The 14,316-nt window shown below is 38.4% G+C and carries 15 protein-coding genes; 11 read left to right on the top strand and 4 right to left on the bottom strand.

The window, feature by feature from the left end; genetic code table 11:
* Window positions 1-26 precede the first annotated feature (26 nt).
* The 6 genes from WAO84_RS12640 (at window position 27) to WAO84_RS12615 (ending at window position 6,510) form a co-directional block, all read left to right on the top strand.
* Complete coding sequence (locus WAO84_RS12640) at window positions 27-1,181, top strand: aminotransferase class I/II-fold pyridoxal phosphate-dependent enzyme (protein WP_340066212.1); 1,155 nt, start codon at window positions 27-29, stop codon at window positions 1,179-1,181.
* Between the two features lie 4 nt (window positions 1,182-1,185).
* Window positions 1,186-1,803 carry a dethiobiotin synthase gene (bioD, locus tag WAO84_RS12635; protein WP_340066211.1) on the top strand — a complete coding sequence of 206 codons (618 nt, stop codon included), beginning with the start codon at window positions 1,186-1,188 and terminating at the stop codon, window positions 1,801-1,803.
* 13 nt (window positions 1,804-1,816) lie between these two features.
* Window positions 1,817-3,085: an adenosylmethionine--8-amino-7-oxononanoate transaminase gene (gene bioA / locus WAO84_RS12630; RefSeq protein ID WP_340066209.1), complete on the top strand. Its 1,269-nt coding sequence runs from the start codon at window positions 1,817-1,819 to the stop codon at window positions 3,083-3,085.
* 100 nt (window positions 3,086-3,185) lie between these two features.
* A complete protein-coding gene (locus WAO84_RS12625; protein WP_340066208.1) occupies window positions 3,186-4,343 on the top strand; it encodes a beta-ketoacyl synthase N-terminal-like domain-containing protein in 1,158 nt (385 codons plus the stop codon).
* A 123-nt stretch (window positions 4,344-4,466) separates the two neighbouring features.
* On the top strand, window positions 4,467-5,564 hold the full coding sequence (gene bioB, locus WAO84_RS12620; protein WP_340066207.1) for a biotin synthase BioB: 1,098 nt from the start codon (window positions 4,467-4,469) through the stop codon (window positions 5,562-5,564).
* Window positions 5,565-5,643: 79 nt separating this feature from the next.
* The gene (locus WAO84_RS12615) at window positions 5,644-6,510 is read left to right on the top strand and encodes a cupin-like domain-containing protein (protein ID WP_340066206.1); all 867 of its coding nucleotides are present in this window, start codon (window positions 5,644-5,646) and stop codon (window positions 6,508-6,510) included.
* On the opposite strand, the gene WAO84_RS12610 is transcribed toward WAO84_RS12615, so the two are convergent.
* The 3 genes from WAO84_RS12610 to WAO84_RS12600 all read right to left on the bottom strand — a co-directional run bounded on the left by WAO84_RS12610 (window position 6,500) and on the right by WAO84_RS12600 (window position 9,123).
* Window positions 6,500-6,973, bottom strand: a complete 474-nt coding sequence (locus tag WAO84_RS12610; RefSeq protein WP_340066204.1) for a regulatory protein RecX — start codon at window positions 6,971-6,973, stop codon at window positions 6,500-6,502. The two genes, WAO84_RS12615 and WAO84_RS12610, sit on opposite strands and share 11 nt — an antisense overlap.
* A gap of 45 nt (window positions 6,974-7,018) precedes the next feature.
* A complete protein-coding gene (locus tag WAO84_RS12605; RefSeq protein ID WP_340066203.1) occupies window positions 7,019-8,563 on the bottom strand; it encodes an Rne/Rng family ribonuclease in 1,545 nt (514 codons plus the stop codon).
* 269 nt (window positions 8,564-8,832) lie between these two features.
* Window positions 8,833-9,123 carry an HU family DNA-binding protein gene (locus WAO84_RS12600; RefSeq protein WP_340066201.1) on the bottom strand — a complete coding sequence of 97 codons (291 nt, stop codon included), beginning with the start codon at window positions 9,121-9,123 and terminating at the stop codon, window positions 8,833-8,835.
* A gap of 131 nt (window positions 9,124-9,254) precedes the next feature.
* On the opposite strand from WAO84_RS12600, the gene mutY reads away from it, so the two are divergent.
* Genes mutY through gldD form a run of 4 tightly spaced genes read left to right on the top strand, consistent with a single transcriptional unit; the run spans window position 9,255 to window position 12,708 of the window.
* The gene (mutY, locus tag WAO84_RS12595; RefSeq protein WP_340066199.1) at window positions 9,255-10,292 is read left to right on the top strand and encodes an A/G-specific adenine glycosylase; all 1,038 of its coding nucleotides are present in this window, start codon (window positions 9,255-9,257) and stop codon (window positions 10,290-10,292) included.
* Window positions 10,293-10,340: 48 nt separating this feature from the next.
* Entirely contained in the window at window positions 10,341-10,799 is a 459-nt protein-coding gene (locus WAO84_RS12590) for a single-stranded DNA-binding protein (RefSeq protein ID WP_340066197.1), read from the top strand.
* Between the two features lie 26 nt (window positions 10,800-10,825).
* Window positions 10,826-12,148 (top strand): gliding motility-associated protein GldE, encoded by a 1,323-nt coding sequence (locus WAO84_RS12585; protein ID WP_340066196.1) that lies wholly within the window; start codon window positions 10,826-10,828, stop codon window positions 12,146-12,148.
* The gene (gene gldD / locus WAO84_RS12580; RefSeq protein WP_340066195.1) at window positions 12,145-12,708 is read left to right on the top strand and encodes a gliding motility lipoprotein GldD; all 564 of its coding nucleotides are present in this window, start codon (window positions 12,145-12,147) and stop codon (window positions 12,706-12,708) included. The genes WAO84_RS12585 and gldD overlap by 4 nt, the downstream gene beginning before the upstream one ends.
* 27 nt (window positions 12,709-12,735) lie before the next feature.
* On the opposite strand, the gene WAO84_RS12575 is transcribed toward gldD, so the two are convergent.
* A complete protein-coding gene (locus tag WAO84_RS12575; RefSeq protein ID WP_340066194.1) occupies window positions 12,736-13,161 on the bottom strand; it encodes a Vmc-like lipoprotein signal peptide domain-containing protein in 426 nt (141 codons plus the stop codon).
* A 177-nt stretch (window positions 13,162-13,338) separates the two neighbouring features.
* Here WAO84_RS12575 and WAO84_RS12570 point away from each other — a divergent pair, with 177 nt between their 5' ends.
* Window positions 13,339-14,211: a DMT family transporter gene (locus WAO84_RS12570; protein WP_340066193.1), complete on the top strand. Its 873-nt coding sequence runs from the start codon at window positions 13,339-13,341 to the stop codon at window positions 14,209-14,211.
* Window positions 14,212-14,316 lie beyond the last annotated feature (105 nt).

Here is a 14,316-nt window from a genome sequence, read left to right as displayed (position 1 = left end):
CAGAAATCTTGTGGTACATTTGTTCTATGAGGCGGTTTCCTGAAAAGTTACAGCAAAAGCTGGATTTGAGAAAAAATGAAGGCTCCCTTCGGTATTTAAGTGAACCTGAAGCTTTCATTGATTTTTCATCAAATGATTACTTGGGCTTTGCCCGTTCATCTGTTATTTTTAATAATTCACACCGCTATTTAAAAGAAAAAAATATCGTTGAAAATGGAGCTGGCGGCTCCAGGCTATTAACAGGAAATCATAAACTCTATAAAATTGCCGAATGTACCCTTAGCAGCTTTTTTGAGGTAGAAGAAGCCCTTATTTTCAACTCAGGTTATGATGCCAATATAGGTTTTTTTGCCTCGGTGCCACAAAGAGGTGATATCATATTGTACGATGAGTACGTACATGCTTCTATACGAGACGGTATAGCTATGAGCCATGCCAGAGGATATAAGTATCTTCATAATAGCATAACCAACCTTCGTGAAAAAATAGAAGCAGTAAGCCTCCCGCAAGGGGCAAACATATATGTAGTTACCGAATCTGTATTCTCAATGGACGGTGATAGTCCCGATCTAAAAGAACTTTGTCATTTTTGCAGTGATAATAATTTATTTCTGGTAGTAGATGAGGCACATGCCATTGGAGTAATTGGGAAACAAGGTAAAGGGTTAGTGTATGATTTAAAGTTACAAGATTATGTATTTGCGGTACTGGTAACATTTGGTAAAGCATTAGGGTGCCATGGGGCAGCCGTATTGGGTTCAGGATCTTTAAAACATTATTTGGTAAACTTTGCCAGGAGTCTTATATACACTACGGCATTACCTCCACATGCACTGGCTTCCTTTTTATGTGCCGTAAATTATTTTAATACCACTCCGGCGCCTTTTGAAAAATTAAGACAAAATATTCTTTTTTTTAAACATCAAATAGAACATTATGGTTTAGAACACCTTTTCATCCCGGGCAATTCCGCTATTTATTCAGCGGTTGTACCTGGCAATTCACAGGTTAAAGAGCTTTCTTCATTAATGAGAGGCCGGGGGTATGAAGTGAAACCTATTCTGGCACCTACGGTTCCCGAAGGAAAAGAACGATTGCGATTTTGTATTCATAGTTATAATACAGAAAATGAAATGAAGGAGGTTTTAAAACTGTTGGCTACTTTTGCACAAAAAAAATAAAAGCGTGAAAAAGATATTTGTAACCGGAATCTCTACCGACGTGGGTAAAACCATTGCTTCTGCTATTATTACCGAGGCACTCCAAGCAGATTATTGGAAACCGGTACAGGCGGGAGATCTTGACAATTCTGACTCTATAAAAGTTAAAAAGCTTATATCTAACCCCAAAACCGTAATACACCCTAACAGTTACGCCTTGCATACACCCATGAGTCCGCATGCTGCTGCCGAAATTGATGGAGTTACCATTGCATTGCCTGCAATTAAAGAACCGGTAACCAAAAACCATTTAGTGATAGAAGGCGCCGGAGGGCTTTTAGTACCTCTTAATAGTGAGCATACCATTATGGATATTATACAACCGGATTACAGAGTGATTGTGGTTTCCAGACATTACCTGGGTAGTATTAACCATACCTTGCTTACTCTTAAATATCTTCAGGATGCCGGTATCGAACCTGTAGTTCTTTTTAGTGGAGATGAACATCCCACCACAGAAAGTATTATTGCAAAAATGGGCAAAGTACCTTTTTTGGGCCGAATTACAAACGAACCATATTTTGATAGGAATGTAGTTAAAGAATATGCAGATACACTGAGAGATAAGCTGCAGGCTTTATAAAGAAGTAATTCGAATGAGTTTAAAAGAAAGAGATAAAAAAAACATCTGGCACCCTTTAACACAACATAAGCTTCACCCGGAGGCGATTCCTTTGGTAAAGGCCCAGGGAGCTCTTTTGTACGATGAAGACGGAAATGAATATATAGACGGCATCGCTTCATGGTACACGTCCATGTACGGGCATTGTAACGAGCATATTGTAAAGAAAGTGCAACAGCAAATGACAGTGCTCGATCAAGTAGTATTCAGCGGGTTTACTCATGAGCCTGCGGTACAACTGTCAGAGCGATTGTTAGATATATTACCGGAAAATCAATCTAAACTCTTTTTTTCTGATAATGGCTCTACCGCTACCGAAGTAGGGATCAAAATGGCATTGCAGTACCATTTTAATAAAAGTACCGGAAAAAATGTACTTATAGCTCTGGAGAATGGTTTTCATGGTGATACTTTCGGAGCCATGTCAGCTTCGGGTTTATCTGTCTATAACGGCCCTTTTGAAGAGTTCTTTATAACCGTAGAACGCATACCCGTTCCCGATGATACCAACCGGGACGAGGTGCTGCAAAAGTTTAAGAACCTGATCGGGAAGGGTAATGTAGCAGGGTTTATTTTTGAACCCCTGGTGCAGGGGGCTGCCGCCATGAAAATATATGATGCAGAAGTATTGGAGCTTCTCATGCAGTTATGCAAAGAATACGATATTGTGAGTATTGCCGATGAGGTAATGACCGGTTTTGGAAAAACAGGAACTTTGTTCGCGAGTGATCAGATAGCGGTAAAGCCTGATATTATTTGTCTTTCCAAAGCACTTACTGCCGGACTTCTGCCTATGGCAGTAACTAGTTGCTCACAACATATTTACGATGCTTTTTACCACGATGATGTTTCACGGGGTTTTTTTCACGGGCACACTTATACAGCTAATCCTCCGGCTTGTGCCGCGGCATTGGCCGGGATAGAGTTACTTTTGTCTGAAACCATTACCCGGCAGCGTCATTTTATTGCAGAAATGCATACGCAGTTTGATCATAAAATACGAAACCATGCAAAAGTTTTAACTACCAGGCAATTAGGAGTTATTTATGCCCTCGAGTTAAATGTAGAAATGGAGCGTTATGGCAGTTTGCGCGACCGGCTTTTTCATTTTTTTATGAAAAACGGTGTTTTCCTGAGACCGCTGGGGAATACCATTTACATATTACCCCCGTATGTAATTAACGAAGAGCAATTAAATAAAGTCTATACTGTAATACGTAAGGCTCTGGATGAAGTAGTGTAAAGCAGGATACTTCTCATATTCACTAAAAACAAGATTTTGTTTGACAGGGTTATGGGAATACGGTAGTTTTGCGGTTTTATTTAGTATCAAATTTTTCCAGATGCGGTTAAAAATTGCAGTTACCGGATTAGGTTCTGTTTCACCTTTAGGAACCAGTTTTGAGGAAGTTTATACTTCTTATAAAGGGTCGCAGCATGCCATTGTAAGCAAAGAAATGCAGGGAGAAAATGCTCTCATGGCTCCTTTATCAAAAGCAGATAGTGTCAAAATAAAAGGTTTAAGAGAGGCCGATACCAAATATCGGTTTCTTGATAATACAGTGTTATACGCTATGTATGCCTCCAGGGTTGCTCTTGAAAATGCAGGTTGGGAAAAAGAAACAGAGTTTGGTATAAACATAGGTTCCTCCAGAGGAGCTACTTCTTTATTTGAGAAATATTATAGTGAGTTTTTAAATAAAGGGAAATCATCAACCTTAAGTTCACCTACCACAACATTGGGTAATATATCATCCTGGGTAGCCAATGACCTGGGTGCCCGTGGCCCGGAAATATCCCATTCTATTACGTGTTCTACAGCACTTCACGCTGTATTGAACGGGGTTGCCTGGCTACAGTCTGGAATGGCCAACAGATTTCTTGTAGGAGGAAGTGAGGCTTCCCTCACCCCTTTTACGATATCGCAAATGAAGGCCCTTAAGATTTATGCTAACGAAATGGATGAATACCCGTGTAGAGCTTTGGACCTGAAAAAAAATACCAATACTATGGTATTGGGAGAAGGGGCGGCAGCCATTTGCCTGGAGTCAGGAGAAAAAAGCAATGCATTGGCTTATATTGAAGGAGTGGGCTATGCTACAGAACCACTTCAGCATAATATTTCAATTTCAGCAGAAGCCGTTTGCTTTCAGAAATCTATGAAAATGGCCCTGGGGAGTATTAATGAAAATAAGATCGACGTTATTATTATGCATGCACCGGGTACCATAAAAGGAGATCTTTCTGAGTTTAAAGCCATAGAGAAAATATTTAAAGATCGGCTACCGGCACTTACTACCAATAAATGGAAAATTGGTCATACATTTGGAGCTTCGGGAGTGTTAAGTATTGAAATGGCCATACAAATGATGAAAAACCAGGAGTTTTTTGAGGTGCCTTATCTCACTAGCCAAAAGGCTCCCGATAGTATTAAAAAGGTTTTGGTTAATGCGGTAGGTTTTGGAGGGAATGCAGTGAGCGTTTTGTTGACGCTCCCTTAACCGGGAACCGTATAATGAGAAAGCTCCCGTAAATGCTTCATTGTTAAAAGAAGCTTTTTTGAATAGCCCTGTAGGGCAAACCCAATTCGTTTTGTTATTTTTGAAACCACAATCACAGACAATATGAGTGAAATAAGAAACAACTGGACCAAAGAGGAAATACTGGATATTTACAACATGCCTTTTATGGAGCTTCTGTATAAAGCTGCCTCGGTGCATAGAGTATATCACGATCCCAATACGGTACAGGTATCCACCCTGCTTTCAATTAAAACAGGAGGGTGTCCTGAAGATTGTGGCTATTGTCCACAGGCAGCGCGATATCACACAGATATTGACGGAAATGATCTTATGTCTGTACAACAGGTAAAGGCACAAGCCTTAAGAGCTAAAGCATCCGGTTCTTCAAGAGTTTGTATGGGTGCTGCCTGGCGTAATGTAAAAGATGGAGAAGACTTTGATCAGGTGCTGGAAATGGTACGTACCATTAATAAGCTGGATATGGAAGTATGTTGTACACTTGGTATGATAACTGAGAATCAGGCAAAACGTCTGGCAGAAGCCGGTTTGTATGCCTATAATCACAATCTGGACACTTCTGAGGAATATTATAAAGAAGTGATATCTACCAGAGGTTATGAAGACCGTCTTAAGACTATAAACAATGTTAGAAAAACCAACGTTACTGTATGTAGCGGAGGAATTATAGGTATGGGTGAAAAACCTGATGACCGGGCTGGAATGCTGGTAGCATTATCTACATTGAGTCCGCAACCAGAATCTGTGCCCATTAACGCTTTAGTAGCAGTAGAAGGTACACCTATGGAAGACCAGCAACCGGTAGAAATTTGGGAAATGGTGCGAATGGTGGCTACTACGCGAATAGTCATGCCACAAACCCAGGTAAGGCTTTCAGCAGGCAGAACCCAAATGACCAGAGAAGGCCAGGCTATGTGTTTCTTTGCCGGGGCCAATTCAATTTTTGCGGGAGATAAACTGTTAACTACACCTAACCCTGATGTTAACGAAGACATGCAAATGTTTAAAGCTCTGGGGCTTACCCCTCAAAAACCTTTTGATAAAAAGGAACAACCGGTTACTGTTGAGGCAGAAGACTCTCAAATAATGCCTTTGGGAGAAAAACCTAAGTGGAGCAGACCCGGGCACACTATCGAGAAAAACAAATTGGCGAAAGAAAAAGGGAAAATGGCAAAGTCATAAATAAGTTTCTGCCTGTAATAATTAGATAACAATTTTAAAACCTTTTATTAAATTTGTCGGGCTTTAAGGGTTACGGTTTATGGAGTTAAAACAAATACAGCGCGTAAAAACAATTTCCAAAAAGGATTTTCTAGAAAACTATGTCAAGCCACAACGTCCTTTGGTTATTGAAAACTTAACAAAGAACTGGGACGCGCATTCTAAATGGAGCCTGGATTATATTGCGGAAGTGGCCGGTGAAAAAACCGTTCCTCTGTATGATGACAGGCCGGTTGATTATAAGGATGGTTTTAACGAACCACATGCTAAAATGAAGATGAGTGCGTATATACAACTCCTTAAAAAAGAGCCTACGAATTATCGCATATTTCTTTATAACCTTATGAAGGAAGTACCGTCATTACAAAATGATTTTGAATGGCCGGATATTGGTTTGAAACTGGTAAAACAGCTCCCTATGCTTTTTTTTGGAGGAGAAAGCAGTAAAGTATTTATGCATTTTGATATTGATTACTCCAATATTCTGCACTTTCATTTTCATGGAAAGAAACAATGTATAATACTAGATCAAAGCCAGTCAAAATATATGTATAAGGTACCGCATTCCCTTATATCGAGGGAAGATATAGATTTTGATGATCCTGATTATGATAAATGGCCCGCTTTACGAAATGCCAAAGGCTATATTGCCCATCTTGAGCATGGTGAAACACTATATATGCCCGAAGGGTACTGGCATTATATGAAGTATATTACCCCGGGTTTTTCTATGAGTTTGCGTTCGTTTCCCAGAAAACCCTCAAACCTTGCCAAAGCGGCGTATAATGTGTTGGTTATGCGTCATTTTGATAATGTAATGCGTAAGTGGAAGGGGCAGCGTTGGATTGATTTTAAAAATGAACAGGCCATAACTAAAACGCATAAGAGTTTAGGTATCAGGGTATAAGCTCATATGCTTTCTCATATACCATAGCCGGTTCCCAGCCTCTATATAAAAGATAATCAATAAGTTTTTTCTTTTTCTTTAGCTGGTTAGTATCAGTAAGTGCATCAAATTTTTTTTGAGCCAGATTGTTAAATGTTTGATAGTATTCAGTTTCCGGAATTTCTTTAAGGGCTTCCTGTATGTTATATTTAGATATACCACGCAGTTTTAGCTCATTTACGATCCTTTTTTTACCCCATTTTTTAATAGAGAACTTACCCCTGGCAAAACTGCGGGCAAATCGTTGTTCGTTGAGGAAGTTATGTTCAATGAGGTGCCCCATTATATGATCGATAGATATAGGGATCATATTCATATGCCGAAGACGTTCAATTACTTCTTTATGGCATCTTTCCTGGTAAGCGCAAAAGGCCTCCATTTTACTTATCGCTTCAGAGAGTGTGTATGATACCTTCTTTTCCATAGGTTCAAAAATAAAAAAAGCGCTCGCAAAGTGCGAACGCTTTTTTTATTTTATTACAGCACCACTTTTATCTTTAAAGCGGTATTCTAAATATGTGTAAGCATCTCTAGGTAAAACTTTTACCCATTTTTTGTATTCTAAGAACCACTTAGAACGTACGGATGGAAATCCTTTTGTTAGATAGGCTGCTATAAACGGATGTGTGTTAAGCACCAAACCGTTTTTGTAATTTTTACTATTAATTATTTTTTCGAGATCAGCAGAGATTTTGTCAATTATCAAAATCGGAGCATCGATCTCACCAGCTTCACTAGGGTCAGCCTCCCTGGTTTTAATGTTTCTCTCAGGTCGTACTCGTTGCCTAGTAATCTGTATTAGGCCAAACTTACTGGGTGGTAGTATTTTGTGTTTGGCTCTGTCTTCTCTCATCTCATTTCGTAAATGATCGAAAAGCTTCCTCCTGTTTTCGCTGTTAGACATGTCTATAAAATCAATAACTATGATTCCTCCCATGTCTCTTAGCCGGAGTTGCCTTGCGATTTCTGTGGCTGCTATGAGATTTACCTCAAGAGCTGTACCCTCCTGAGTTTTTGCTTTGTTGGAGCGGTTTCCGCTATTTACATCTATAACGTGAAGAGCTTCGGTGTGTTCAATAATTAGATAGGCACCTTTGCTCATGGAAACCGTTTTTCCGAATGAAGTTTTTATTTGGCGTTCTATACCAAATTTTTCAAAGATCGGCACTGAAGCTTCGTAAAGCTTAACAATTGATTCTTTATGTGGTGCGATCTCGTGCAAATAGTCTTTAATTTGATAATAAAGCGTCTCTTCATCAACATAAATACCGGTAAAGGTATCGTTAAATACATCTCTTAAAATAGAGGCTGCTCTGTTGAGTTCTCCAAGAACTTTTGAAGGGTATTCAGCTTTATGGATTTTTTTACACATTGCGGTCCAGCGACTCAGCAAGTTTTGTAAATCTTTATCCAGCTCTGCGACTTTTTTGCCTTCTGCTACGGTACGAACAATGACTCCAAACCCCTTAGGCCTAATACTTTGTACCAGCCTTTTAAGGCGGTCTTTTTCTTCTTTTGATTCTACTTTCTGTGAAATAGAAATACGGTCAGAAAAAGGTACTAATACCAAATAGCGTCCTGCTATTGAAAGCTCTGAGCTTATTCTAGGGCCTTTGGTGGAAATAGGTTCTTTGACGATTTGTACCAGTATAGACTGATTAGATTTTAAGACGTTGGTGATTACGCCATCTTTGTCTATATCTTGCTCAAATGGAAAGTTTTTTAAGGAAAAATCCTTTAATTTACCTGTGCTTACACTTTTTACGAATTTTAACAAAGTAGTGAGCTTAGGCCCCAGGTCATGATAATGCAAAAATGCATCTTTTTCATAGCCTACATTTACAAATGCGGCATTAAGACCAGGAACCGGTTTTCTTATTTTGGCAAGCATAATGTCGCCAACTGAGAAAACATTATCGTCTTCCTCTTTGTGTAATTCTATTAGTTTTCCATCCTTAAGTAAGGCAAAATCAACGTCAGAGGAACCAGATCTTGCAATTAGTTCTTTATTCACTCTGAATTAATTTGTATCAATATCGGCTTAAACCGATACAGATGGATTAAACAATAATTTTTCACAGGTTTTTAACCCGGTGAAATGCTGTTTTATACAACAGAATTTCAATTTCAATGAACGTTGGATTTTTTAAAAGAAAAAGTAGTTGCATAAAACTACTTTTTCTTATGTCGGTTAGCTCTTCTTCGCTTTTTACGCTTGTGCGTAGCTACCTTATGTCTCTTTCTCTTTTTACCACTTGGCATGCTTAATTCTTTATTTTATTATTACTTTACTTCTACGCTACTTTTTACACCTTCAACAAAAACTTTAGCAGGTTTAAAAGCAGGAATATTGTGTGCCGGTATTTTTATCGTAGTATTTTTAGAGATATTTCTACCGGTTTTCTCAGCTCTTGTTTTTATTATGAAGCTTCCAAATCCGCGTAAATATACATTATCTCCACTCTCCAATGAATTTTTTACTTCATCCATGAAAGATTCCACAGTTGCCTGTACATCTCCTTTTTCCATTCCAAGTTTCTCGGAAATTTTAGCTACGATATCTGCTTTCGTCATTTTTTAATTGTTTTATTATACTGTATGAATTTTAGGGGTTGCAAATATATAAATTAATTGGGCAAAAGTTATACCCTAATTAATTAAAATTTAACTATATAAACTTTTACTTTTGAATTTTTGAACGAAATATGGATTTTACTGAAATTATTATATACTGGTATAATGAACATAAACGGGACTTACCCTGGCGTAAAACAAACAATCCTTATCACATATGGCTTTCTGAAATCCTGTTGCAGCAAACACGGGTAGTACAAGGGCTGCCTTACTATGAGAAGTTTGTGAATGTGTACCCTACAGTGTTTGATCTGGCGGCTGCTTCAGAAGATGAAGTGTTGAAGTTGTGGCAGGGCCTTGGATATTACAGCAGAGCAAGAAACCTTCATTTTACCGCTCGTGAAATAGTAGAAAAATACCATGGAAAGTTCCCTGATTCGTACCGCGGCCTTTTAAAATTAAAAGGAGTTGGCGATTATACGGCAAGCGCCATTGCTTCCATTTGCTTTAATGAACCTGTACCGGTAGTAGATGGGAATGTTTACAGAGTGCTGGCAAGATATTTTGGTATTAATACCCCTATTAATTCCACAGAAGGAGTGAAGATCTTTAAAGAAATAGCCAAACAATACATAAGTACATCACAACCAGGCACATACAATCAGGCCATTATGGAATTTGGTGCGAGACAATGTAAACCCCAAAGCCCCCATTGCATGTTTTGCCCTTTACAAAGCAATTGTGTTGCTTTTAATTCAGGACAAGTAAAAAACCTTCCTGTAAAACTTAAAAAAGGAAAGGTGAAAAAACGCTATTTTAACTATTTGGTAGCTACCAATAAGAAGAGCACTCTATTACAACAACGGCTTACGAAAGATATATGGCAACACCTGTATGAGTTTCCTTTACTGGAGAGTGAGCATGAGCTTTCCGAAGAAGAAATTGCAAACTGCGACCTTTATAAAAATATTGTTGGAGATAGAAAATCAAAACTAGAGCTTTACAATAAAAAAAGTATAGTACACAAACTTTCACATCAACATATTCATACTAAATTCTGGATTGTACATTTGGACTCAGAAATTGAAAACGGTACTGAGGTAAATACTATAAAAGAGTATGCCTTTCCCGTTTTGATTGCTAATTTTGTGGAAGATTACGGTTTTTAGAAGTTTGCAATTTTTAGTACATTTGATATAAACACAAAGTAAAGAATTATGAGTGGCACATTAAACAAAGTAATGCTAATAGGGCATTTAGGAGATGATGTAAAGATGCATTATTTTGAAGGTGGCAACAGTATTGGGCGTTTCCCGCTGGCAACCAATGAAACCTATGTAAACAAACAGACAGGTGAGAGAGTTACAAACACAGAATGGCATAACATTGTGGTAAGAAATAAAGCGGCAGAAGTCTGTGAAAAATATCTTAGTAAGGGAGATCGTATTTATGTAGAGGGAAGGTTAAAAACCCGCCAGTGGCAGGGAGAAGACGGGAATACTCGTTATTCAACCGAAATACAGGTAACTGATTTTACCTTTCTTACCACCAAAAAAGAAGCAATGGATACCGGAAAGCCGGTTCCTTCATCACAGACCCCGTCCCAGACAGAACCTGTTTCCCGAAAAGATACCTTTGTTCAGGAAAATGCAGAAGATGATGATCTTCCGTTTTAATTGAAGTATAACCAAAAACTGAATATTTGGACCCTGAACCCTCGAGTTGGCTCATCCTTTTTGTTACTACAGACAGTAATTTCATTATCAAAGTAATATTACTGCTTGTGCTTTTGGTTTGTTCTGCTTTGGTATCGGGAGCAGAGGTGGCTTTGTTCTCACTTTCTCAAACAGAGATCAATGAAGAAACAGCATCCAACAGCCCCAGAAGTAACCTATTGGTAAAACTACTTCAAAGGCCAAAAAAATTATTGGCCACTATTTTGGTTGCTAATAACTTTATTAATATTTCAATAGTCCTGATATTCGCATCCATCAGTGACCAGTTGTTTGGGAATATTACCTATCGATATTTTGGATGGATAGAGTTGCGTTTCCTGCTTGAAGTGGGTCTGGTTACCTTTGTAATACTACTTTTTGGGGAAATACTCCCCAAAATATACGCGAGCAGGAACAATGTGCGTTTTGCTCATTTTATGACATTGCCACTTACTTTTCTGGATCGTCTTTTTACACCTATTACCATGCCAATGAGGGCCGTAACATTATATCTTCACGAAAAGCTGGGTAAGCAGAAATCAAATCTTTCGGTAGATCAGCTTTCGCAGGCACTGGAGCTTACTTCAGAAGAAGATACTACCAAGGAAGAGCAAAAGATACTTAAAGGAATTGTTTCGTTTGGAAATACAGATACCCGCCAGGTAATGCGGCCCCGGATAGATATTTTTGCTTTGAGTGAAGAAACCACATTCGTAGAAGTGATTGATGAAATTGTAAAAAATGGCTACTCACGGGTACCGGTATTCAAAGAGAATATAGACGATGTTACCGGCGTACTTTATGTGAAAGACCTTTTACCTTACCTGAATAAATCGAGTTTTGACTGGGTGAAGCTTAAAAGAGAACCGTATTTTGTCCCTGAAAATAAAAAGCTTGACGATCTTTTAAAAGAGTTTCAAGACATGAAAAATCATCTTGCTATTGTAGTTGATGAATATGGAGGCACCTCCGGTCTTGTAACTCTGGAAGATATTATAGAGGAGATAGTTGGTGATATTAGTGATGAATTTGATGATGATGACCTGATTTACTCCAAACTGGATGAGTTTAATTATGTTTTTGAGGGTAAAACTGCTTTAAGAGATTTCTATCGCGTGATAAAACTGAAAGATGAGGCGCCCTTTGAAGAAGGAAAAGGTGAATCTGAAACCATTGCAGGTTTTGTTCTTGAAATTGCAGGAAGCTTTCCCAAGAACGGAGATAAAATAACATTTAACGATTATACGTTTAAGGTAGAGGCACTTGACCAAAAACGTATTAAGCAGATAAAAGTCACCTTACCTTCATGAAAACTTTTTACACAGTACTTTTTATATTGATCTTTACGCTTACAGGCTGCGAACAACCTGTTCCCAAGCCTAGAGCCATGTTGCGTCTTGATTATCCTGAGGCTTCTTATAAACCCCTGGAAAATGACTGCCCTTTTGTTTTTAATAAAAATGTAAAAGCTGTTTTAAAGGCATCGCAGGCATGCCAGCTTGTTCTGGAGTATCCTGCTATGAAAGCTTCTATACATTTAACCTATAGAAAGGTAGCCAATAATCTTGATAGTTTATTAAGAGATGCACAAAAGCTTACTTACGAACATGTTATCAAAGCAGATAACATTAGTGAGCAGCCATTTGAAAACGCAGAGGCCAGGGTATATGGAATGCTTTATGAGATAGGAGGTAATGCAGCTTCCCAGTCTCAATTTTATGTCACAGACAATTCAACACACTTTCTTACAGGGGCCCTGTATTTTTATGCAAAACCAAACTACGACTCTATTCTACCCGCAGCCCATTATCTCAAAAAAGACATACGCACCATTATGGAAACACTTAAGTGGGAAACCAATATGAAATAAACGCAGGGCTTTTGCCCTGCTTTGGTTCTATTCTTCTAATCCTAATAGCTTTTTTGCTTCGGCAATACTGCTGTTTACTTTGTCCCGCATCTCTTTTACCTTCACTTCTTCTTCATCCAGCCATTTCTGTTTTTCTTCGGTGAGTGCTTTTCCTTTGAGAATTTCGTCTGAATCAAAACGATCTCCAAAACCTTTCATCCAATCCATCATTGCGGTATGTGCATCCATAAGGTTTGTTTTGGCCTCTTGATATTTTATGGCCATTTCAGTAGTGTCTGTTTTTTTCTCCAGTTCACTTATCAATTTATTAATGGTGTTCATTTCGGGCATCACTTCATCGTGAACAGCCATTATCTGTTCCATTTGAGAAGGGCTCTCTTCCTTTTTTTCCTGTTTACAGGATACTACTATGGTGGCTATGGCTATAATAGCCAGCAGCATTGTTTTTTTCATTGTACTTGAGTTGAATTTATGTATATTTTTTGCAAAGATACTGTACTCTGCCTAATGAAAGTCTATTATTTAACAAGAGATACTTTTTAGCTAGGTTAAAAAAACACCGGGTTTCTATTTGCTGGAAATCACTTAAAAACCTCACATTTGCAATTCAATTGAAAAAAGTAGTTGGCTATGGGGAGTCAAAGTGCCAAATGGGGGTATCTTATTGCCCTTTCTATAATCTGGGGAAGCTCGTTTATATTAATAAAAAAAGCACTCATAGGGTTAACTCCTTATCAAATGGGAGCACTTCGCATAGCTTTCACAGCATTTTTTCTGTTGGTAGTCGGATCCGGAACTTTAAAAAACATTAAAGGAAAAGGATGGGGTTGGATCGCCATATCGGGTTTTCTGGGATCATTTTTTCCCGCTTTTTTGTTTGCTTTTGCACAAACAGAGATCGACAGTGCCGTAGCTTCAATGCTAAATTCACTAACTCCTTTGAATACAGTAATTATCGGGATTATTTTTTTTGGTGTTATGATTACCAAAAGGCAAATGATAGGAGTATTTATAGGGCTTTTGGGAACGCTTATGCTTATCGTGAAAGGTGGTGATTTCAATCCCGGTCAAAACTACTGGTACAGTATATTGGTAATTGGATCTTCTGTTTGTTATGCTTTTAATATTAACATCATTAAAAAACATCTTACCAAATATAGTCCTCTCACCATTGCTACCGGTAATTTAGTTACTATTGTTTTACCGGCTCTGGTTATTCTATATGCCACCGGATTCTTTTCAGATGTATGGAAGGCACCCTCCATGCAGAAATCCCTGGTATATGTAGCTGTACTGGCTCTTTTTGGTACAGCTATGGCCAAAGTGGTTTTCAATAAACTCATAAGCATATCAAGCCCCGTATTTGCCGCTTCTGTTACCTATACCATGCCGTTAATGGCTATTTTTTGGGGTATCTGGGACGGTGAAATACTCAGTGCCTTTCAATTATTGGGAGGAGCGGTAATACTGCTGGGAGTGTATTTGGTTCATAGAAAAGTATAAAAAAAAGCACCCGGAAGCCGGATGCTTTTTAAGGTTAACCGCTGTCCCGTCCTGAAATAAGTTGACACAAAATTGACTTATTTATGACATATTCAGAAGAATCAA

It is taken from the genome of Ascidiimonas aurantiaca (assembly GCF_037646345.1).
GTDB lineage: Bacteria > Bacteroidota > Bacteroidia > Flavobacteriales > Flavobacteriaceae > Ascidiimonas > Ascidiimonas aurantiaca.
Note: the sequence above shows the minus strand (reverse complement) of the source record. Positions and strands in the feature narration are given on the sequence as shown.